The sequence below is a fragment of the Mammaliicoccus sp. F-M27 genome, assembly GCF_022387115.1.
Classification (GTDB): domain Bacteria; phylum Bacillota; class Bacilli; order Staphylococcales; family Staphylococcaceae; genus Mammaliicoccus; species Mammaliicoccus vitulinus.
In genome coordinates, this window is sequence record NZ_JAJNIE010000008.1 from 77,080 (window position 1) to 99,653 (window position 22,574).

The 22,574-nt window shown below is 32.8% G+C and carries 20 protein-coding genes, 1 pseudogene and 1 riboswitch; of the genes and pseudogenes, 15 read left to right on the forward strand and 6 right to left on the reverse strand.

Annotated elements, in window-relative coordinates:
- Positions 1-146: 146 nt before the first annotated feature.
- On the reverse strand, positions 147-1,034 hold the full coding sequence (locus LQ598_RS09195; RefSeq protein WP_107558929.1) for a hypothetical protein: 888 nt from the start codon (positions 1,032-1,034) through the stop codon (positions 147-149).
- A 210-nt stretch (positions 1,035-1,244) separates the two neighbouring features.
- On the opposite strand from LQ598_RS09195, the pseudogene LQ598_RS09200 reads away from it, so the two are divergent.
- Positions 1,245-2,762: pseudogene (locus LQ598_RS09200) on the forward strand (DASS family sodium-coupled anion symporter).
- Positions 2,763-2,865: 103 nt separating this feature from the next.
- Here the strand turns inward: LQ598_RS09200 and LQ598_RS09205 are convergent.
- Both LQ598_RS09205 and LQ598_RS09210 read right to left on the reverse strand, forming a co-directional pair.
- Positions 2,866-4,206 carry a sodium-dependent transporter gene (locus LQ598_RS09205; RefSeq protein WP_016911835.1) on the reverse strand — a complete coding sequence of 447 codons (1,341 nt, stop codon included), beginning with the start codon at positions 4,204-4,206 and terminating at the stop codon, positions 2,866-2,868.
- A gap of 178 nt (positions 4,207-4,384) precedes the next feature.
- Entirely contained in the window at positions 4,385-5,044 is a 660-nt protein-coding gene (locus tag LQ598_RS09210) for a nitroreductase family protein (RefSeq protein ID WP_016911836.1), read from the reverse strand.
- 101 nt (positions 5,045-5,145) lie between these two features.
- Here LQ598_RS09210 and LQ598_RS09215 point away from each other — a divergent pair, with 101 nt between their 5' ends.
- Complete coding sequence (locus LQ598_RS09215) at positions 5,146-6,183, forward strand: NAD(P)H-dependent flavin oxidoreductase (protein WP_239745434.1); 1,038 nt, start codon at positions 5,146-5,148, stop codon at positions 6,181-6,183.
- Between the two features lie 126 nt (positions 6,184-6,309).
- On the opposite strand, the gene LQ598_RS09220 is transcribed toward LQ598_RS09215, so the two are convergent.
- Together LQ598_RS09220 and LQ598_RS09225 are read right to left on the reverse strand one after the other, a co-directional pair.
- Positions 6,310-6,966 carry a GNAT family N-acetyltransferase gene (locus tag LQ598_RS09220; protein WP_016911838.1) on the reverse strand — a complete coding sequence of 219 codons (657 nt, stop codon included), beginning with the start codon at positions 6,964-6,966 and terminating at the stop codon, positions 6,310-6,312.
- Positions 6,967-7,084: 118 nt separating this feature from the next.
- Positions 7,085-8,674, reverse strand: coding sequence for a DUF2382 domain-containing protein (locus tag LQ598_RS09225; RefSeq protein WP_107558927.1), 1,590 nt, complete (start codon positions 8,672-8,674; stop codon positions 7,085-7,087).
- A 256-nt stretch (positions 8,675-8,930) separates the two neighbouring features.
- Positions 8,931-9,033: riboswitch (purine riboswitch) on the forward strand.
- A gap of 107 nt (positions 9,034-9,140) precedes the next feature.
- Here LQ598_RS09225 and xpt point away from each other — a divergent pair.
- From xpt to LQ598_RS09290, 13 genes are all read left to right on the forward strand, one after another.
- Entirely contained in the window at positions 9,141-9,716 is a 576-nt protein-coding gene (xpt, locus tag LQ598_RS09230) for a xanthine phosphoribosyltransferase (RefSeq protein WP_107556482.1), read from the forward strand.
- 1 nt (position 9,717) lies between these two features.
- Complete coding sequence (locus LQ598_RS09235) at positions 9,718-10,986, forward strand: nucleobase:cation symporter-2 family protein (RefSeq protein ID WP_016911841.1); 1,269 nt, start codon at positions 9,718-9,720, stop codon at positions 10,984-10,986.
- A gap of 34 nt (positions 10,987-11,020) precedes the next feature.
- On the forward strand, positions 11,021-12,490 hold the full coding sequence (gene guaB / locus LQ598_RS09240) for an IMP dehydrogenase (RefSeq protein ID WP_119595714.1): 1,470 nt from the start codon (positions 11,021-11,023) through the stop codon (positions 12,488-12,490).
- A gap of 19 nt (positions 12,491-12,509) precedes the next feature.
- Positions 12,510-14,054: a glutamine-hydrolyzing GMP synthase gene (gene guaA, locus LQ598_RS09245; protein ID WP_016911843.1), complete on the forward strand. Its 1,545-nt coding sequence runs from the start codon at positions 12,510-12,512 to the stop codon at positions 14,052-14,054.
- Between the two features lie 308 nt (positions 14,055-14,362).
- On the forward strand, positions 14,363-14,683 hold the full coding sequence (locus LQ598_RS09250) for an antibiotic biosynthesis monooxygenase family protein (protein ID WP_107556480.1): 321 nt from the start codon (positions 14,363-14,365) through the stop codon (positions 14,681-14,683).
- Positions 14,684-14,842: 159 nt separating this feature from the next.
- Positions 14,843-15,730 carry a LysR substrate-binding domain-containing protein gene (locus LQ598_RS09255; protein ID WP_016911845.1) on the forward strand — a complete coding sequence of 296 codons (888 nt, stop codon included), beginning with the start codon at positions 14,843-14,845 and terminating at the stop codon, positions 15,728-15,730.
- A 112-nt stretch (positions 15,731-15,842) separates the two neighbouring features.
- Complete coding sequence (locus LQ598_RS09260; RefSeq protein WP_026023222.1) at positions 15,843-16,382, forward strand: acyl-CoA thioesterase; 540 nt, start codon at positions 15,843-15,845, stop codon at positions 16,380-16,382.
- A 2-nt stretch (positions 16,383-16,384) separates the two neighbouring features.
- A complete protein-coding gene (locus tag LQ598_RS09265) occupies positions 16,385-16,750 on the forward strand; it encodes a hypothetical protein (RefSeq protein WP_016911847.1) in 366 nt (121 codons plus the stop codon).
- A 187-nt stretch (positions 16,751-16,937) separates the two neighbouring features.
- Complete coding sequence (locus tag LQ598_RS09270; RefSeq protein ID WP_239745435.1) at positions 16,938-17,714, forward strand: hypothetical protein; 777 nt, start codon at positions 16,938-16,940, stop codon at positions 17,712-17,714.
- A 169-nt stretch (positions 17,715-17,883) separates the two neighbouring features.
- Positions 17,884-18,648 carry a zinc ribbon domain-containing protein gene (locus tag LQ598_RS09275; protein ID WP_158256844.1) on the forward strand — a complete coding sequence of 255 codons (765 nt, stop codon included), beginning with the start codon at positions 17,884-17,886 and terminating at the stop codon, positions 18,646-18,648.
- A gap of 10 nt (positions 18,649-18,658) precedes the next feature.
- Complete coding sequence (locus tag LQ598_RS09280; protein WP_158256843.1) at positions 18,659-20,008, forward strand: TcaA NTF2-like domain-containing protein; 1,350 nt, start codon at positions 18,659-18,661, stop codon at positions 20,006-20,008.
- A gap of 126 nt (positions 20,009-20,134) precedes the next feature.
- Complete coding sequence (locus LQ598_RS09285; RefSeq protein WP_107558922.1) at positions 20,135-20,710, forward strand: ArsR/SmtB family transcription factor; 576 nt, start codon at positions 20,135-20,137, stop codon at positions 20,708-20,710.
- Entirely contained in the window at positions 20,710-21,978 is a 1,269-nt protein-coding gene (locus LQ598_RS09290; protein WP_107558921.1) for an MFS transporter, read from the forward strand. Before LQ598_RS09285 ends, LQ598_RS09290 begins: the two co-directional genes overlap by 1 nt.
- 3 nt (positions 21,979-21,981) lie before the next feature.
- Here LQ598_RS09290 and LQ598_RS09295 read toward each other — a convergent pair whose 3' ends face one another.
- Complete coding sequence (locus LQ598_RS09295; protein WP_107558920.1) at positions 21,982-22,563, reverse strand: alpha/beta hydrolase; 582 nt, start codon at positions 22,561-22,563, stop codon at positions 21,982-21,984.
- Positions 22,564-22,574: the final 11 nt, after the last annotated feature.

Genomic DNA, 22,574 nt, shown 5'->3' on the forward strand with positions numbered 1-22,574 from the left:
CCCAATTGTTAATGTTAATTAAACGAGCTTAATATAAAGTTTAATATAACAAAGTAGCGCTTCTTTTAACAATTATATAGTGGAAATTTACAAAATCTTAATAAAAAGGAGTCTGAGCAATAAGCTCAAACTCCTTTTTGAATGGATTAAATATTGAATAATCTTGAGAAGAATCCTTTTTTCTTTGGTTCTTCTGTTTCTAATTTAGTTTCTTCACTTGTTGCATCTAGAGTAGAAGTTGTATCTACTTTTTCTTCTTCAGCAATATTATTTGTAGTTTCTTGCTTCTCAGTTGTAACTGCTGTTTCTTGTTTGTCAGCTGCAACTTCTTGAGTAGGATCAGCTTCTTTAGTTTCTACTTTAACTTCTTCTGTTTTGTCAGTTGTAGGTTCTGTCTTAACTGCTGAAGCTTTATCTTCAACTTTATCTTCATCTTTAAGTTTCTTCTCTATTTTTTCTTCAGTAGAAACAGTTTCTTTACTTATGTTAGTATCTTCTTTGTTTTCTGCCGCTTCTTTAGAAGTAATGTCTGATGTGACACTTTCTGAACTGTTAGTTTGTGAAGATTCTTTATCTGCAACTTTCGTTTCATTCGTTTGTACAGCTTCTTCAGTTTGTTGAGGTGCTTGTAATGCTAAAGTTTGTTCCAATTTTTGTTGTTGGATATGTACTTGTTGCAACATTTCACCTAACATTTGTCTTTCTCTACGCATATGTTGAACTTCTGATCTTAACTCTTCGATTAATTGTTGAAGCTCAGGTGATTGCTGATCTGGCTGATCTTTCACTAGAACTTGTAAGAAGTCTTTTTCTTTTTCTAGCGTTTCAAAAGCTTGATCATAACTGTTTGTTTCTTTAACTTTTTCAGCTATTTCTTGGAATAATTCTACATCTTCTTCTTGGAAGTCTGTTGCTTCTCTTCCACGGTATTCAGTCTTAGAAAGTTGATATCCTCTGTCTTCTAAGTGTTGCACAATTTTTCTAACTTGTTTTTCGCTAAGACCGACCTTAGCTGCGAATTCTTTCGTTAACATATTATATATCATCCTTTATTTGGCAGTAGTTTTATAGGTAGGGTTGTCTATGGGCAGACAACCGTCACACTTCCCTTATTACATTACATGTAATTATGATAAAGTTCAAGCATTTGTTGTATTAATTGTAAAAAGTATTATATACAAATAAGAAATATGTTATTATTTAGGAAATTAGAACAATAAATAATAAATTTGGAGCTGTTTCAAATGTCAAAAGATATAGAGAAGAAAGCGTTTAAACCAATTTGGATTATTGTTAGTTTCGTATTATTAATTGGAATTTTATTATTACCAACGCCAAATGATTTACCCGTTATGGCAAAATGTGCGTTAGCCATTTTAGCATTCGCAGTTATTATGTGGGTTACAGAAGCTGTAACTTATCCAGTATCGGCAGTTATGATTGTCGGTCTTATAGTTGTATTGATTGGATTTAGCCCAGTGCAAAATTTAGGAGATGCTCTAGGTAATCCGGCAGCAAATGGTAAAGCATTAGAAGGGGATGCGTTATTAGGTACTAGTAATGCATTACAAATGGCGTTAAGTGGATTTTCTGGTTCAGCCGTTGCACTAGTTGCTGCAGCATTATTTTTAGCGACAGCGATGCAAGTCACGAACTTACATAAGCGATTAGCACTACAAGTACTTTCTATAGTAGGTAATAAAACAAATAGAATTGTTATAGGTGCCATTATCGTTGCAATTATATTAGCATTTTTTGTACCTTCTGCTACAGCAAGAGCTGGTGCAGTAGTACCTATTCTACTTGGTATGATAGCAGCATTTAATACTTCTAAAAACAGTAAATTAGCAGCGTTATTGATTATTACAGCTGTACATGCAGTTTCTATATGGAATATCGGTATAAAGACGGCTGCAGCCCAAAATATAGTCGCTATAGGCTTTATTAATAAATCGATGGGACAAGACATTTCATGGGGTGAATGGTTCTTGTAAGCAGCTCCTTGGTCCATTATCATGTCAGTTGTTCTATACTTCGTCATGATCATGATTATCAAACCTGAAGAAAAAGAAATTGAAGGCGGTACGGAATTAGTAAAAGCGCAATTAAATGAATTAGGTCCAATTACTGCTAGAGAGTGGAGACTGATTATTATTTCTGTCTTGCTCTTGCTATTCTGGTCTACAGAAAAAGTATTACATCCAATTGATTCTTCTTCCATAACGATTATTGCATTAGCCATTATGTTAACGCCAAAAATTGGTGTATTCTCATGGGAAGATGTTGAGAAAAAAATACCATGGGGTACTGTAATTGTATTTGGGATTGGTATATCACTAGGTACAGTTTTGTTAGAAACAACAGCTGCACAATGGTTAAGTGATAAGACGTTTGGATTGATGGGACTTAATCATATGCCGCTTATAGCTACAATTGCGTTAATCTCAATATTCAATATTTTAATTCATTTAGGATTTGCCAGTGCAACAAGTTTATCTTCGGCCTTAATACCTGTGTTTATTGCATTAACGCAAACATTAAATCTAGGTGATCAATCTATTGGATTTGTACTTATACAGCAATTTGTTATTAGCTTCGGATTCTTATTACCGGTTAGTTCGCCACAAAATATGTTGGCGTATGGTACTGAAACATTCACAGTTAAAGATTTTATAAAAACAGGTATACCATTAACAATAATCGGTTATTTGCTCATTATCTTGATGAGTATGACTTATTGGAAATGGTTAGGATTATTATAAGTGAGTTCAACTCAAAATAAATAAGCATGTCACGCTAGTCATTTTTACGTGATTAGCGTGACATGCTTTTATTTATATGAAGTGTCTTATTTTGGAAATCGATTTATAATAATTGGCCAATAAATACTGCGATGATAATAATAGGTAAAACAAATTTGACTAGGAAATACCATACGTTGACAAAGATTCTACCTTTTTTAGTATCACTCATATTCAGTTCTTTCATGATGGTCTCTTTGTTAAATATGTGTCCGACAAAGATGGTAACACCCAATGCACCGATAGGCATTAAGACGTTTGCGACTAAGTAATCCATGTTATCAAAGAAGGTTCCAACACCAAATGTAAAGTTTTGTAATAGTCCGTTTGATAATGCTGACGGAATACCAAATACAAATACTAAACCACCTATTATATAAGACCATTTTTTTCTATTATCGTTATTATTTTTAGTAATGTTAGATATATTTAATTCTAATAAAGAAATTGAAGATGTAATGGCTGCAAATAAGAATAAAATTAAGAATAACAGATAGAACAATTGACCTACGAACATTTGGTCAAATACTTGTGGAAGAACAATGAATAATAATCCTGGCCCTTGATTTGGCTCTAAACCAAAAGCAAATATTGCTGGGAATATGGCTAAACCTGCTGCTATAGAAACGGCGATGTTCATCCATACAATTGCATTAGCACTTTTGACGATATTGGTCTTGCGGTTTAAATAAGAAGCATAAGTCATCATGCCACATGTACCAAGTGATAAAGCAAAGAATGACTGACCTAATGCATATAATATACCTTCAGAACTTAAGTCTGAAATTTTAGGTTGTAGAAAATATTGAATACCTTCTACTGCACCATCTAAAGTTACAGATCTAATAATAATGATGACAAATGAGATAAACAATAGTGGCATCATTACTTTTGATGCTTTCTCGATTCCTTTTTCGACACCTTTACTGACGATGATGACAGTAAAGAGTATAAAAGCGAATTGGCTAGCTAATGAATATAATGGATTAGAAATATAATCATTAAAGACATGACCGTAATCGTGTGACTGCGTTAATCCAAAGCTGTCTAACAATGTACGTATAATATATAGAATGATCCAACCACCTATAACACTATAGAATGAAAATAGTACGAATACTGTTAAATTCCCGAGCCATCCTATTAAGTTAAACGATGATTTTCCAGAAACTTTTTTAAAGATATTTGTAGAGTACGTTCTACCATATCGTCCCAAAACAAATTCACTTAAAAGTAAAGGTAAGCCGACGAGTAGTGTAAATATAATAAATATTAATAAAAATGCGCCACCACCATATGTGCCAGCCATATAAGGAAACTTCCATACTGCTCCTAGACCTATTGCTGAACCTGCACTAGCTAAAATAAAGCCAATATTTGATGACCATTGCGATAAATTTTTCATTTGAATTCCTTCCTTACTATATAAATACTTTAAAGCGGTAAAGCTTTTAAGTAAAAAAATAAAACTCACAGAAGTGAATTTTACATGATTATGGTAATGATTGCAATATAAAAAATATCGACAACAATCATTTGTTGTCGATAAGTAGGGTGTCTAAATTGTTAAATGTTAAAGCAACCTATTGACCGATAGAGCCGTTGCTTTCGTCATTCCAAGCCAATATGTTCTCTAATGGTAATCTACTAGAATCGTGAGGTGGTTTAACCCCTTTACCAATCGCTAATAAATGTGCTGGAACGTATCTTGAAGTATCGATATTTAAAGCTTCTAATACAGCTGTTTTATCGAAACCACCGATAGGGTTTGTATCATAACCGTGGTCTGTAGCGATAAGCATTAATTGCATTGATGCTAAATTAACATCCATTAAACCTTGAGCGTTGAAGTAGCTTTCATCAGCGTTGCTGATTAAATTAGATATTGTTTCAACGAAGTAATCTTTAGAGTTTTCATCCATGTATCCAAGTTCAACATTTTTTTCATAAATATCACTTACGTAGTCAGCATGTTTCAAGTCTGCAAGAATAAGAATAATTGCGCTTGAAGAGTGTAATTGTCTTTGGTTGAATTGTACAAGGTGGTCTAATTTTTGTTTTGTTTCTTCTGAGTCAATTACAACGAATCTCCAAGGTTGAAGATTAATTGAAGAAGGTGCTTTAGTAGCTAGCTCTATCATTTCTTTTATTTCTTCTCTAGGTATTTTAAAGTTTGGGTCGAATTCTTTAACTGATTTTCTTTTGTTAATAATTTCAGTTAGTGAAAGGTTTGATTGTGTCATTTTATTTCTCCTTTTAGTATGATGAGATTATAATGCACTAATTTATAAGAAAAATAAAATGATTAGCTTATGGCTGAAAATTATTTTTGGGGGTTTTGTAAATGAAAGCGACTACTTTATTATCTGAATTAAAAATAACGGAACCAATCTTTCTAGCAGGAATGGCTGGAGGCGTGACGACGCCGAATTTAGTTGCTTCTGTATGTAATGAAGGTGGATTTGGACAAATTGGAGCTGGCTACATGACACCAGAAACACTTGCGAGAGATATCGATCAAATTAGGGAAATGACTCATAAACCATTTGGCGTTAATTTATTCGTACCTGAATTTCCAGAAGTTAATCAAGAAAAAGTCGATTTTATGAATAGAATTTTAGAGCCTATCGCTGAAAAATTAAACTATGAACCCGTCAAAGAAGTTTCGATTGAGAACACATTTGATCAAATGATAGCTGTGATTATTGATAAAGGTGTGGAACTTGTTAGCTTTACGTTTGGACTACCTTCAGAACATCTCGTTCAACAATTACATCAACACCATATAATTGTGGTCGGAACAGGTACTAATTTAGATGAAGTTAAAGCTTTAGAAGCGATAGGTGTAGATGCCGTTGTGATACAAGGTAGTGAAGCGGGAGGTCATAGAGGATCATTTGAGCAAGCGTTGCCTGAAGAACGTTTAACATTAGAAGAACTCTTCGGTCAAACTTATCAAAAAGTAAACTTACCGCTTATTGTAGCAGGAGGTATTACAACACCTGAGCAAGCAAAATATTATATCGAAAAAGGCGCAGCAGCTGTACAACTTGGAACAGCATTTTTAACAACAAGAGGAAGTGGTGTTCCAAAGGTGCATAAAGAAAGTATATTAAATGCAAAATCAGAAGATATTATACTTACGAATACATTTAGTGGACGATATGCAAACGGTATTATTAATCCTTATATTCGGTATGTTGAACAATTTAAAGACAGTATTTGCCCTTATCCTATTCAAAATATATTAACACAGCCGATGAGAGGGCAGTCTAAAAAATTGGGGAATAAAGATTATATGAATTTATGGTGTGGCACACATCCAGAAGGCGCACGAGATGAGACTGTATCAGAATTGATGAACAGGTATCGTTTAGTATAACACTAAGGGGCTGGGACCATACATCTAGGCAAGCATGCACTTTCAAAGTCGTCACACTATAAAAAAGCATATCACGCTGTTCACTGAGAAATATCAGTAGCGTGATATGCTTTTTTATTTTATTAATTATAAATCCATAGATTCTAAGAGTTCATAAACAAATTCTCTATCATTTTCGTTGCCGTGTATATATTTATTGATATAACAAGAACGAATACTTGGAGCAATAACATCTTTTTGAAGTGGTAAGTATTGTTTAATATATAAGTCTATCGGTGTTGGCGGTAATGATTTTTGAGGATTTGGCTGTATATACGGAAAGTCTTGTTGAATTTCATAACCATGTCTATTAAAGAAATTCTTTCGCATAATCGCATCTTCTTGTTTGCTTTCATCATCATATACTTCTACGCCAAATGATTCGAGCATGATCATGTTAGCATCTCTTCCATGAACATCTTGAGCATGCTTATGAAGCTCTTTCTCAATTTTTTCTAATGTTTGTGCACCGACGCGTTGGTTTCGGTATTCAGGATGTGTCATTAAATAAATGATAAAAGCTGAATTTGTGGTAGGTTCATAATGTCCTGTAGATAAACTTACGACAGTATCATCTATTAAACCAACTAAAAATATATAATGTTTTTGTATATAATCTGATGTTAAAGAGTGAATAAAGACGTGACGATCTTCTCTTACTTCAGCTTTAAAAATATCTTCATACATTTCTAAAGCTTTTTTAAATAATGGATCATCTATAGATGTGACAACTTCAAAATTCATAATTATGAACCCCCCAATCAATATTTTATAATATTATAACATAAGATATTCATAGAGGTAGACTTCGCACAAAAAAGACTGCCAACCGAGACTCGGTTGGCAGTCTTAAATATTATAGTTATTGTCTATTTGGGTCATCTGTCGGATTGTTAATATCTGCTTCTTCTCGTCTTACTTTTTCAGATACATGTTCAGTATCTTGAACTTTATTTTTCTTAATCACGATTTCTTCAGATACAACATTTTCTTTATCAACGTTTACACGTTCTTCATGTAAAGGAACGTGTACTGAATCATCTTCGTTTGCGTTGAAGTCCTCGTCTACCTTCTCATTTACTGGTCGACGTTCAATCGTTACTTCTTCGCGTTCAACGGGTACATCGAATTCTTCGTTTTCTTCAACGACACGTTTATCAACTGAAGCTTGCCCAGTTTCAACGTTTTCTTTATCAACATTTAAGCGTTCTTCGTGTAGTTGAACAGATTCTTCATCTTCGATATTTTGATTACGATCATTAAATGATTGATTTGATGCATTGATATTAGTATCTTGTCTATTTTGACTAGATGAGAAGTTTGATTCTCGTGCTGTATCTTCATTTGTTGCATTAGGCGCATCAACACTTTCATTTGGTTTATTATAGATTAATGATGAACGCTCTGCTTCAACATCATCATCGTTAACTCTTGAGAATGAAGATTCGTCTTCTCTTGATAAGCTTTGTTGGTCTTTTACGTTATCCGTTTCACGATATTGAGATCTCGTGTTTGTCGTTTCTTTGTTGTTTAATGCTTCTAAATCTCTTTCGTTATCACTAGAATAAACTTGACGGTCATCTTGACCTTCTAAATCATCGTCAGCTTGTTTGTTTGCATATCCAGCAGCCCCAAGACCTGATGCACCAGCTAGATTTGCCGAAGTAGAAGTATCATCATGTGCTTGCTTGTCATTTTGATTGCCAGTAGATTGATTAAATTCATCTTTGTTATCAGCAATATTAGAATCATCTACATCATCATGTGCAACACTTTCGTCACCTATACTGTTACCGTATCGGTTAGTGTCTGTATAATTATCTGTTCCTGCTTGCTTATTGAATGAAGATGTTTCATTTTTTTCAGTTGTATCATTGTTTGTAATATCATTTTTAGAAACGTCATCACTTTGATTAAATTCATTTTGATCTTGCGCATCTTCATTGTGACGATTAGACGAACTAGCTGCTGCAGCACCTGCAGCGCCAGCACCTACTCCTGCCCCAGCAGCTGTTCCTTTAGAAACACCTGTTTCTTCATTATCATTATTTGAAAATGGTTTTGTATCATCATAGTGTTCGTTCCCTGATTGAGAATCTTTAGGATGACCGGAATCGTAGTTGTCAGTATCTCCTAAATTATCATTATCAATATATAATAGTATCTTACCGTTACTTAAATCTGCTTTATACTTATCTAATTGTTCTTCTGGAACTTTTAAGCTTGATAAAACTCTTTCTTCAGCACTTTCTCCAGAGAATAAAGCTGTAATCTTATCACTAAATGATCCTCTTGAGTTTTTAACTTTTACATCTGTGTAGTCTAGAGAATTATCCTCAAGCTTTTCTTCAGAGATGACTTGTAAATCACTTTCTCCTGCACCTTCTTGCTTTAATTGGTCAATGCGTTGCAGTAATTCACTTTCGTTATTAAACTTTTCTATTTTACCCATACTAAAACCTCCATAAATTTGTAATGTGTAAAAATCTGATAAATAGTGATGATTCTCTAGATGTTAAAAACTTAATAAATATTGTCTTCTAAAATACAATATAATTCACAAATACCCTTGTACGAGCGACTCAAACACAAAAAAATAATAGCTTTCTAATTATTTGAACAATTCAGTTTATTCAAATGCTGTTTAAATAGCGTTATAATAAGCTTTTGCCTATTGTAAAAATACTGATATTTTGTTATTATCAATGAATAATTTATTACTAAAAACTCATATAATCTGAAGAATATGGCTTTAGAAGTTTCTACCGTGTTGCCTTAAACGACACGACTATGAGTAAATGAATAACACTGGAATCAGACTATCTAAATAGTGTGGTTTTATATTATTTTTTACTCATCTTACCTAATTTCTAGGATTAAGGTGTGTTTTTTTTAATCTAAATGAGGAGGCGAGTAGTGTGAGGACACTACAGGATAGGGTTAAAGAAGATGGTGTAGTCATCGATGAAAAGATTCTTAAAGTGGATTCATTTTTAAATCATCAAATCGATGCAAAGTTAATGTACGAAGTTGGACAAGTCATTATTGATCATTTTAGTGACAAGAAGATTACAAAAATACTGACTATTGAAGCTTCTGGTATTGCACCAGCAATTATGGCTTCGTTACATTTAGATGTTCCGTGTTTATTTGCTAAAAAAGCGAAACCATCTACAATGACGTCTGAGTATTATCACACAGATATCCACTCATTTACTAAAAATACAACAAGTACAGTTGTTATTGCGAAACAATTTTTAAATGAAGATGATCACGTACTTATTATCGATGACTTTTTAGCAAACGGTGAAGCATCATTAGGTTTACATCGTTTAGTTCAAGCAGCAAATGCTAGAACATCGGGAATTGGCATCGTTATCGAAAAAAGTTTCCAACCAGGTAGAGAGAAGTTGGAATCTGAAGGATTGGAAGTATTGTCACTTTGCCAAGTTTCTTCTTTATTAGGAAATAAAGTTAAACTGGTAGGAGAATAAAATGAAAAATTTCATCTTAAGTATTCAACATTTACTCGCAATGTATGCAGGTGCCATAATGGTACCGATCATCGTAGGTTCTGCACTTAAGTTCACGCCGGAAGAAGTCGCATATTTAGTCGCAATTGATATCTTTATGTGTGGCGTGGCAACATTTTTACAAGTTTATAAAGGTATTGGTATAGGACTGCCGGTAGTCTTAGGATGTACATTTACTGCAGTTGCACCAATGATATTAGTAGGTAATACACATGGTATCGGCGTCTTATACGGTTCAATATTCTTATCAGGAATTATCGTCGTTCTCATTTCACCATTTTTCTCGTACTTAGTTAAATTATTTCCACCTGTTGTTACAGGTAGTGTAGTGACAATAATTGGTATAACTTTAATGCCAGTAGCTATGAACTATTTAGCTGGAGGTCAAGGTGAGAAAAATTATGGAGATAGTAAAAATATATTCTTAGGTATCTTTACGCTAGTTATCATATTAGTTATACAAAGGTTATCAAAAGGGTTTATAAAATCGATTGCCATTTTATTAGGTTTATTGATTGGAACGATCATCGCTTCCTTCTATGGTTTAGTAGATACATCTAGTTTAAAAACGTCTAATTGGTTAGAGTTGCCAAGACCATTTAGATTTAGTGGATTTGAATTTGAATTTGGTACGACTATCGTCTTTGTCATTATTGCGATTGTAAGTCTAATCGAATCAACAGGCGTCTATCATGCACTGAGTGAAATTACAAAACAACCTATTACAAGAAAAGATTTATCAAAAGGTTATCGAGCTGAAGGAATCGCTATTATCATCGGCGCAATATTTAATGCCTTTCCATATACAGCGTATTCTCAAAATGTTGGTCTTGTTTCATTATCAGGTGCTAAAAAGAATCAAATTATGTATATGATGGTTGCACTGCTCATTGTATGTGGATCTATACCAAAAATTGGTGCTTTAGCTAGTATGATACCTTTCCCTGTGTTAGGTGGCGCGATGATTGCAATGTTTGGAATGGTTATGGCTTATGGTGTTAAAATGCTTGGTGGTATAGACTTTAATAAACAAAACAATTTACTCGTAATTGCTGTTTCTGTTGGAATCGGTGCAGGCATTACGGCAGTACCTCAAGCGCTTGAAACATTTGGAGAAGAATATGCATGGTTAACTCAAAATGGTATAGTATTAGGTACTTTCTCAGCTATTATATTAAATTTGTGTTTTAATGGATTAAACAATCAACAAAATAGTGAAAATGTGAAATAATAAATATGATAATAAATTAGTGGAGGTTATATTCATGTGGGAAAACAAATTTCAAAAAGAAGGTTTAACGTTCGATGATGTATTACTAGTACCAGCAAAATCTGAGGTATTACCAAGTGATGTAGATTTGAGTGTGTCACTATCTAAGAATATTAAGTTAAATATTCCGATTATCTCAGCTGGTATGGATACAGTTACTGAAGCTAAAATGGCTATCGCTATGGCTAGACAAGGTGGCTTAGGTGTTATTCATAAGAATATGTCTATCGAACATCAAGCAGACGAAGTACAAAAAGTTAAACGTTCTGAAAATGGTGTCATTACAAATCCATTCTACTTAACGCCTGACGAACAAGTATATGCAGCAGAAGCATTAATGAGTAAATATCGTATTTCTGGTGTGCCTATTGTTAAGAACGATGAAGATATGGAACTTGTAGGTATTATTACGAATCGTGATTTAAGATTTATTGAAAACTTCTCAATCAAAATTTCAGATGTTATGACTAAAGAAAACTTAGTTACATCTCCAGTTGGAACGACTCTAGAAGAAGCAGAAGAAATTTTACAAAAATATAAAATCGAAAAACTTCCATTAATTACTAACGAAGGTAAACTTAAAGGGCTTATTACAATTAAAGATATTGAAAAAGTGATTGAATTCCCTTATGCAGCTAAAGATAAAGAAGGTCGTCTTCTTGTTGCAGCAGCTTTAGGTATTGCTAAAGATACACCAATTCGTGCTCAAAAATTAGTAGAAGCAGGAGCGGATGCTCTTGTTATTGATACTGCACATGGTCACTCTAAAGGTGTATTAAATGTAGTTAAAGAAATTAGTCAATCATATCCAAAAGTAACAATCATTGCAGGTAATGTAGCAACTCAAGAAGGTACAAAAGCGTTATTTGAAGCAGGAGCAGATGTCGTTAAAGTTGGTATCGGACCAGGGTCTATTTGTACAACTCGTGTTGTTGCTGGTGTGGGTGTACCACAAATTACAGCAATTTATGATTGTGCAACTGAAGCTCGTAAACATGGTAAAGCGATTATTGCAGATGGTGGCATTAAGTTCTCAGGAGATATTGCTAAAGCATTAGCTGCAGGCGGTAACGCTGTAATGTTAGGTAGCTTACTTGCTGGTACAGAAGAAAGCCCAGGACAAACTGAAATCTTCCAAGGACGTCAATACAAAGTATATCGTGGTATGGGTTCACTTGGCGCAATGGAACAAGGTTCGAAAGACCGTTACTTCCAAGAAGACACGACTGCTAAGAAATTCGTTCCAGAAGGTATTGAAGGTAGAATCGACTTTAAAGGACCGTTACAAGATACAATCTATCAATTAACTGGCGGTATTAAGAGTGGTATGGGTTACACTGGTTCAGCTAATTTAGAAGCGCTAAGAGAAGAAGCTCAGTTTATTAGAATGACTGGCGCAGGACTAAAAGAATCACATCCACATGATGTTCAAATTACTAAAGAAGCACCAAACTACTCATTTTAATTAAAGGAGATCAACAATTATGGAAATGGCTTTTGAACAAGAGTTAATTCTTGTATTGGACTTTGGTAGTCAATATAACCAATTGATTACGCGTCGTATAAGAGAGATGGGCGTTTATAGTGAACTACACGACCATGAAATCTCAATCGAAGAAATTAAAAAAATGAATCCTAAAGGTATTATCCTTTCAGGAGGACCTAATTCAGTTTATGAAGAAGGATCATTTACAATTAATCCTGAAATATTTGAACTAGGCATCCCTGTATTAGGTATTTGTTACGGAATGCAATTAATGACAAAATTATTAGGTGGTTCTGTAGAAAGAGCTAGTGAACGTGAATATGGGAAAGCAACATTAAACGTTAAATCAGATGATGATTTATTCTTTAGCTTACCTGATAGTCAAACAGTTTGGATGAGTCACAGTGACAAAGTTATCGATATCCCAGAAAACTTTGAAATCATTGCAGATAGCCCAAGTTGTCAAAATGCAGCAATCGAAGATAAATCAAGAAAATTATACGGTGTTCAATTCCACCCAGAAGTACGTCACACTGAATATGGTAATGACTTATTGAGAAACTTTATTCGTCGTGTGTGTGATTGTACAAGTAATTGGACGATGGAAAACTTTGTTGATATCGAAGTAGAAAAAATTAGAGAACAAGTTGGAGATCGTCGCGTTTTATGTGCGATGAGTGGCGGTGTTGATTCATCAGTCGTAGCAGTGTTACTTCATAAAGCTATCGGTGATCAACTAACATGTATTTTCGTAGACCATGGACTTCTTAGAAAAGGAGAAGGTGACATGGTAATGGAAAACTTTGGTGAAGGATTCAACATGAATATCATCAGAGTAGACGCTAAAGAACGTTTCATGAGCAAATTAGCAGGCGTATCAGACCCTGAACAGAAACGTAAAATCATCGGGAATGAATTCGTCTATGTGTTTGATGACGAAGCCTCTAAACTTGAAGGTGTAGACTTCCTTGCACAAGGAACACTTTATACAGATATTATCGAATCAGGAACAAAAACTGCACAAACAATTAAATCACACCATAACGTAGGTGGATTACCAGAAGATATGCAGTTCCAATTAATCGAACCAATTAATACACTGTTTAAAGACGAAGTACGCGCACTAGGAATAGAATTAGGCATACCAGAACATTTAGTATGGCGCCAACCATTCCCAGGACCAGGACTAGGTATCCGTGTGTTAGGTGAAATTACAGAAGATAAATTAGAAATCGTGAGAGAATCTGACGCTATACTTAGAGAAGTTGTAAGTGAAGAAGGTCTAGAAAGAGATATTTGGCAATACTTCACAGTATTACCAGACATCCGTTCAGTAGGTGTTATGGGAGACTATCGTACATATGACTATACAATCGGTGTGCGCGCAGTAACATCAATAGACGGTATGACAAGCGACTTCGCAAGAATCGATTGGGAAGTGTTACAAAAAGTATCAAGCCGTATCGTAAACGAAGTAGACCACGTAAACAGAGTCGTCTATGATATTACATCTAAGCCCCCAAGTACAATAGAATGGGAATAATGATATAAACATAACAAACCCTCTAGCCGCAATGGTTAGAGGGTTGTTTTGTGTCGAAAAGATAGAAATACACAAACAGAATATCATGAATATATTCAAAGAATTAAATAGTAAAGGTATTACAGTTATTATGGCCACACATGAAAAAGCATTTTTTGATATTGGAAACGAGACGATAGATATGGATTTATTGTAATATTTAAAAGGAGAAAAAATTGTAAATGATTTTCCTCGCGATAAGCCGTTTTTCAGTATAAATCACGAATCTTTGTTATATTTGGATATATAAAGTTGAGGAGGAATCATATATGTTTATCGCACAAGCAACGTTTTCAACTAAAGATTCGGATGCAAAGTCTATCTTAAATAATAAGATGAGTCATGCTAAACAAGACTTTGAAGGCTTTGAAGGTTTCATTGATGCAGAAGTATGGAAGTCGGAAGCGGGAAGCAAATTAGAATATGCAATTGTTTCTAAATGGCATGACAAAAAAGACTTTCAAGCTTGGGTTTCTAGACCGGCTCATGTTGAAGAACATAAAAATATGAGTAAAGAGGCTAAGGAACAAGCTGAAGCGACAAGTCCAAAAATTGAAAAACAAATTAGAAAATACGAACTGATGGATTAAAGTTTTATCCGATTTTAAGGGATAAAAAAACATCGTTCTGACGTTTACATATAAGTTATAAATACCGCCGTTCTAACAATCATGTTAGAACGGTTTTTTATAATGAAAACATTTATGTAATAATATAAGGAAAGATGAATAATTTCTAGGAGGTTTACAGTGGAGATAAAACAAATGCAATATTTTATAGAAGTTGCGAAGTTCAAGAGTATGACAAAAGCCTCAGAAAATTTATATATTACGCAGCCTACGATTAGTAATTCAATTAAGTTGTTAGAAGAGGAATTAAGTGTAGAGTTGTTTGATCGTTCTAAGAGACAGATTGTTTTAACGGATGCTGGGAAGGTCTTTTATAAAATATGTAAGGACTTTTTAAAGATGTATGAAAATATTCCTGTTGAGTTAAATAATTTATTAGAAATTGAAGAAGGTCATGTCAGAATTGGGATTCCTACAATTATGAATGTGAATAGGTTTACTAAGCTTATTTCTGAATTCCATCAATTATATCCTAATGTTACTTTTCACATTTTAGAAGATGGTAGTAAAAGAATTGAAGATGAGATTTTAAAGGATGATTTAGATATAGGCATTACTGTATTGCCTACTGATAATAGTTTGTTTAATTCATTCTTCTTCTTCAGTGAAGAGTTGAAAGTTGTCGTGAATAAAAATCATTGTATGGCAGATCAACAATCTATTGATCTTAATAAATTAGCAAATGAGAGTTTTATCCTGTTTAATTCAGATTATTATTTAAATGACCGTATTAAGCAGTGTTGTAGGATGTCAGGTTTCATTCCTAATATTATATCTGAAAGTACACAATGGACTTTCATTGAACAGATGATTTTATCGGATTTAGGTATATGTATATTACCTTCAAGTATTACGGATTTACTCCATGAAGACTTAAAAAGCATTAGCATTAGCAATTTAAATATAGGCTGGGAATTAGCGATTATTTGGAAAAAAGAAGGCTATCAAAATCATATTACTAAAAAATTACTTGAATTCTTACAAGACAGATTCCTTTTAAACGGCTAAGTTATGCGGTTACATAGATTATTTTTATGAGTCGCATAAAAATTAACGATTTTTATAAATGCTTTAAGGGGCTTAGTATGTAGATATACGAGATATAAGAAAGGAAATGTATATGAATCATTTTAAACACCCCAATGAAAGCAGAGTAGTAAGCACGGATCAAGTTTTAGTAAACGATTTGAATAATTATAATACGTTGTTCGGAGGCGTATTAATGAAAAAGCTAGATAATAATGCTACTTTATCAGCTAGAAGACATGCAAGAGTCAAAGAATGTGTGACAGCATCAACAGATTCTATTGATTTCTTAGTACCTATTAGACAAACGGATTCAGTTTGTATTGAATCTTTCGTGTCATACACAGGGAATAAGTCCATGGAAATCTTTTGTAAAGTAATTGCTGAAGATATGTTAACAGGAGAAAGAAAGATAGCAGCTACAGCATTTTTAACTTTTGTAGCTTTAGATACTGACAAGAGACCTATTACAGTACCATCTATTGTTCCAGAATCAAAAGAAGAATTATTCTTATTTGAATCAGGGAGCAAACGAGCAAACATGAGAAGACAAAGAAGAGAGCATAGCCAAGAATTAACAGAAATTATTGGTTTAGAAAAACCTTGGGAAAGAATTAAAGAAGGGAGTTATTAAAGATGTTTGCAAGTACAAATGAAATATATAATGTTCAAGATGATATCTTATCACTAGAAAAAAAACACCCTCATTTCTTTAAGAATGTAGAGCATGTTGTGAGTTTGACGAGACAATTACAAATTCATTATCAATATTTAGGGGAATTAATAAATGGTATTGATAAAGTTGAATCACAACCACCATTTATTAAAGATTCTGTATTACAAATTTATACTGAAGAAGTTAAAAAAATTACTGAAGATGAAAATGTTGATACATTAATAAATATCTTTGAAAATCATCAAGATGTAAAATATGCTCAAATCTTTTTATTAATTTTAGGTGCGAAACCTAAACTTGTCTTTGAGAATACGATTATTAAATAAAAGATTAAAAGTGAGTTGGAAACACATTATATGTGTGTATCTAACTCTTTTTTTAAGGAATAAAATATGAATGAATTAAATGTAGATAATATTGGAAAAGTTTTATAATATAATATTAAAAAGCTCATCCAGTTTATAAAAAGATAAATATTTCCCGGGCTATAATATGTAAGTGATAAAGGAGGAAATGGTTATCAAAAAGTTTAAATTCATTCTTATTATATTTATTATCGTGATTTTAATTGTCTTTATGTATATGAGGGGAAATAAAGGTCGTGAAGTGCATCACTTTAATGCTAAAGATGGTACAAATGTAGATTATTTAATGTATCCTGCTAAACATCCTAAAGGAACGTTAGTATGGCTACATGGTGATGGTGCATATGAATATCATCATCCAGATTCTCGAGCTTATTTAAGTGGCAAAGATGGCATTAAACAAGTAGCTAAAGAAAAAAACTTAACGCTTATTGTTCCTAAAACGGTTAGTGAAGATGGTACGTGGTGGAAAAAGGGTAAGGCTAATACACAATATTTAGTAGAACTTATTTCATCACTGCCTAACCATGAACGTCTTTGGATTGGGAGTTTTTCAGGTGGTTCCGAAACAACGACTTATTGGTTGCTTGATAGATTGCCTGAAATGAATGTTAAGTCAGGCGGTGCGGTCCTTTTTGGTGGGGGTGGTTCTCCAAAGAAAGAAGGCATTGTTAAACGACTAGAGAAGTCTAAACATATTAAAGGTTCATTCCCTTTAACTTGGATTGTTGGTGAACATGACCATGAAGGGGGTCAAACTGACGATGACCCATTTGATGCATTGATCACAAGCAAAGAGGGAGAAGCATTTTATGCTAGCCAAGGATGGGATACAAAGCGAATTGTTGCAAAGCAATATCATCATTTAATCATAAAGGATGATATCGGCCAGTACGGCGCATATTTAAAAGAAAATATAAAATAAGTAAAAATAATTCATATTAAATATTTATAAATTTATTGTTAAGATTTATGTGAATAATAGGTGTTGGCATAAAAATATTGTAATTTTTTAGATTTATTTAAATTTACTATCAAAAGTAATATATTTTTATGATAACATTATATATAAATATCTATAGGGAGTGTTTAATGTGAATTGTCCAAAGTGTGGATCAGCAGTGACGCAAGATGACAGATTTTGCGGGGAGTGCGGAGAAAAGTTAACTCAGACAGATGGAAATATAACTACCGCTGCACCAAATAACAATAATGAGAAAGTAGAAAAGTTTAAGAGTTCTTTGAACTCATATAAAAAGGATACTTTAAATGAGAGTAAAGGATTTTTTAAAAATATTTTCACCAGATTAGATCAAGAAGTGATGAGCCAACATACATATAGTTATAAGTTTATAGCTTCATTAGTAGGTGCGGGACTGCTGTTATTATTAATCTTTTTATTGATTTTAGTGCCTGCTGATCTTGGAATGTGGGAACCTTCTAAATCAAGTATTGTGTTTAGAATACTCATTACTTCAGTTGTATCTTTAGCCGTGTTATTCGGTATTACATTAGGAATTATAAAAATATTAAACGTCAATTTAAGTGTACATAAAGTATTATCTGATTTTATAGCTTTCAATTTATTTTCAACGGTATTTTTCTTCTTAGGTATGCTGTTCATGGCGATTAAAGTGCCTAGCTTTGCGGCAATATTAATCATACTAAGTTTATTATTGTTCGTGATATCACCTATTTACTTAATGACGAAATACAGTAATCATAACAACATGCGTATGGCAGTTATTTATGGCATTTTGATTTATTTTGTTATCATAGCAATTATTTTACGCATATTAGTGGAAAGATCGATGTCGAGTTCATTAGAAATACTTGATTCGTTATTAAATGGTTATTAGGAGGATAGGCATGAAATATTGTAAAAATTGTGGGAAAGAACTGACTGAAGAACAAAAGGTATGTACGAAATGTGGTATGCCTGTCAACCAACAGAATAAGACTGAACAACCTAAAGAACAAAAGAAAATGAGCAAGAAAACGATTATAATCATAGCGATTATAGCTTTATTACTTTTATTAATATTTGCAGTTTATAAAGTGTTTGATTCTAAATTATCTCCAGTGAATGAAGCTAAAGAAATTTCTACAGATATTAAAAAAGGAAACACAAAAAACTTAAAAGACCATTTGAAATTTAATAATCGTAATCTCAATCAAACTGAAAGTAGAGCTTTTTACGATTACATAGTTGAAGCGGATAGTTCAGACCGATTTGCTGATGAAGTTGAAAGCAAAGTAAAAGAAATGCAAGAAAATGATGAACAAAGTACGTCTATCAACGCGGATGATGAAGCCGTTATTCAAGTAAAGAAAAAAGGTAAAAAGTATGGCATCTTTGATAATTATGACTTTGAAGTTGTAAAAGAAAGTGTTTCAATCAACCCAGATACTGATAGTACGATTACTTACGAATACGATGGAAAAAAACAAAAAATTAAACTTGTAGAAGATAATGAAAAAATGTTTGCTACGCTTCCAATAGGAAATTACAATTTGAAAGCGACTAAAGAACAAGGCAATAAGAAGTTTGAAGGTGAAATCATTGTGAATATGGCGAGTTCGTATGAAGCAATAGAGAACTTTAAACAAAAAAATATTGCCGTTAATATTGATTCAGAATATAGTTATGGCGATGAAGATGTAAATATTTATATTAATGGTAAGGATAGAGGTACATACGATTCTTATAATGAAACAGTTTATGGACCTTTCTTACCAGATGAAAAAGTAGAAGTATATGCCGAAATAACAGTAAATGACAAAACGTTTAAAACAGACACAGTAAATGTTGATAAAGCTGAAGACGGCGAAGATGAAATTACAGTAGATCTTTCATTTGATGATGAAGCAATCAAAGACTATGAAGAGAACGAAGACCTTAAAGAAGATGTGCAAACATTTATGGAAGACTATATAGATGCGTTGAACGAAGCATATGAAGAAGAAGACTATATGTACGTATCAAGTTATATCAAGAGTAGTTCAGACACAGCTGATCATATAGAAAATGTTGTTGAAGATGGTGGAGGTACTGAATTCTCATCATTAGAAGTAACAAAGTATGATAAAAAAGGTAAAACAATCACAATTGAGACTACAAAAGAAGATCAAGATGGCAACAGTATAAAATCTAAATATGTTTTAGATTATGATTCAACATTCTCTGAATTTAAAATTAAAGATTATACAGATATTTAATGCTGTTATGCTATTTTAGCCACATGAAAGTTCATGTGGCTATTTTTATTTCACATTATACATTTCCTTGATTTAAATTTTTTAATCGGTTAAAATAAATTAACCGACAAAAAAGGGGGATAACAAATGGAGCAAAATAGGTTTGAAATCAATACTTTTGAAGAGTTAAAGTGCATATCTGATAAGTTGAGAATGGAAATTTCCATGTTATTAATTGAAAAAGAAATGACGGCTACAGAAATTGGTAAGTATTTAAGTATTCCAAAAGCTAAAATCTTTTATCATTTGAAAGAACTTGAAAAATACAACATGGTCAAAATCAACCGCAGTGAAGTTAAGGGGAGCAATGTTTATAAATATTATGTTGCAACACACAATGGTTTTAAAGTTAATCCTAAATTACTGAATCATTATCAAAATGAAATCTCAGATTCAACTAAAGGTATGATTAACTCGCAGATTAATAGAACAATCGATGTGTTATTTCAATATGGATTAATTACGACTGATAATCAATTGATTTCAAAGACTATACAATCAAATTGGACGGAGAAGCAGTTTGATACATTTAATCGAAAGCTCGACTTATTAATTGAAGAGATAGATAACCAACAAAGTGACGAAAGTGAGAAAATTTATTATTTAAACGTAATTGGCTTTGAAATTGATGATAAGGTCTTTGATCGTAAGGATGATGATTGATGAGAGATATCTTGAAATATTCTAGATTTAGACAATTAATTTTTGGACGGATATTAACAAATACTGCTGATAGTATCTATTTTATAACAACTATGTGGTTGATTTATGATATTACGAAAAGTTCTACACTAACAGGAATGTTAAGCAGTTTAATATTAGTACCGAGTTGTTTACAGATGTTTTATGGTCCAATTATAGATCATTTTAATGTGAAACGAATTTTGATACATTCTCAAACTCTACAAGCTGTTTTAATTGGAATTATTGCAACGATGTTGCTTTTTAATTATGAGAATGCAATGCTTATTATCATTCTTGTAGTCACTGCTGCATTGGTAGGTGAAGTTTCGTATCCAATCAGTAATAAATTAGTACCTGCGCTACTACCGAGAGAGAAAATTGTATCTGGTAATGCAATGATGTCTTTCTCAAATCAAAGTATGGATTTAGTATTAAATACTGTTATTTCAGTCTTGATTTCTATTGTTAGCATTTATTCTTTATATGTAATGAACACGGTTATTTTTATTATCGCTGCAGTTGTATACTCGATGATTAAAATAAAATCTCATGATAAAATTGTGAGCACATTTAATTTCAAAGAATATAAAAAATCTTTATATGAAGGATTATACACAGTAAGACATTCTTTATTATGGATTTTTCAAATTGGAGCATTTGTAGTTAATTTTGGCATAGGCATGGTATATACTGCTCTACCAGTATTGTCGCACTACTTAAATCAACCTATATATTATGGACTATTTTTATCTGCAATATCTTTAGGTATGGTTTCATCAACATTGATAGTAAATAATGTTAAAAAATTTCCGTTTGGTAAAACGACGGTCGTTACTTTTGTGTTATCAGGCTTATTTTTATTGTTGGGTTTCTTAGTACCGGTTTATATTTACATCATTTTCTTTGGTTTGAGTTGGCTATCTGTAGGTTTAACTAACATTCTATTTCTTTCAGTTGGCCAAGCTATTATTCCAGAATATATATTAGGTAGAATAACTTCAATTACTAGCAGTCTAGGTGTGTTGGGTTTGCCATTAGGAAGTCTAATCGGAGGATTCTTGCTAGAAGTGATGAATCCTGTTACGTTAATTAGTACGACTGGATGCTTCTTTATCTTATTAGGTATGTTTTGGTTTGTACACCCTAAGTTATTTAAATTAAAATCTATTGATGATCTCACTTTAGAAGATTTCGATATAAAAATTGATGAAAGAAAATATGACACAAAAAACAATCCTCTAAACTAATAGTTAGAGGATTGTTTTTAATAATTTGATTTCAGGTTCGTCTAATTCATGCCCGCCGTCTAAAAGTTCAAATTGAACGTCTTTAAACTTTGGTTGAAGGGCTTTGGATAATGCTTTCACTTTACCGGGTACAGTTAAATAGTCGTTTGAACCAGTCGTGATAATAAGCGATGTATCTTGATAACTTTTAGTGATATTGTATGCTAAATCAGAAGGATGAAGTAATAGAATACGATCGACATTTACAATGCCGTGTTCAAGTATGCCTAGTATGAAGTTGGCACCATTAGAATAACCTAGGAATATAACATTTTTAAAAGTATATGCTTTAGTAAATGAATTCCAAAATTCAACAAAGGATTCCGTCTGTTTATTAAAATCATCTCTATCTAATTCATTATGATTAAGGGGTGCAAAAAATCGTCTTTCTTTACCTTCGCCAACACTTCCTTGCATGCTTAATACATTAGCTTCAGGAAATAACGCTCCTGAAAAAGGTAAGAGTTGGTATTGATTGCCTCCGGTACCATGGAAAAGTACAATTAAAGTATCAGAGTTTGGGTTTTCTTGTAAGAAATATTCCATTCTATCACCTC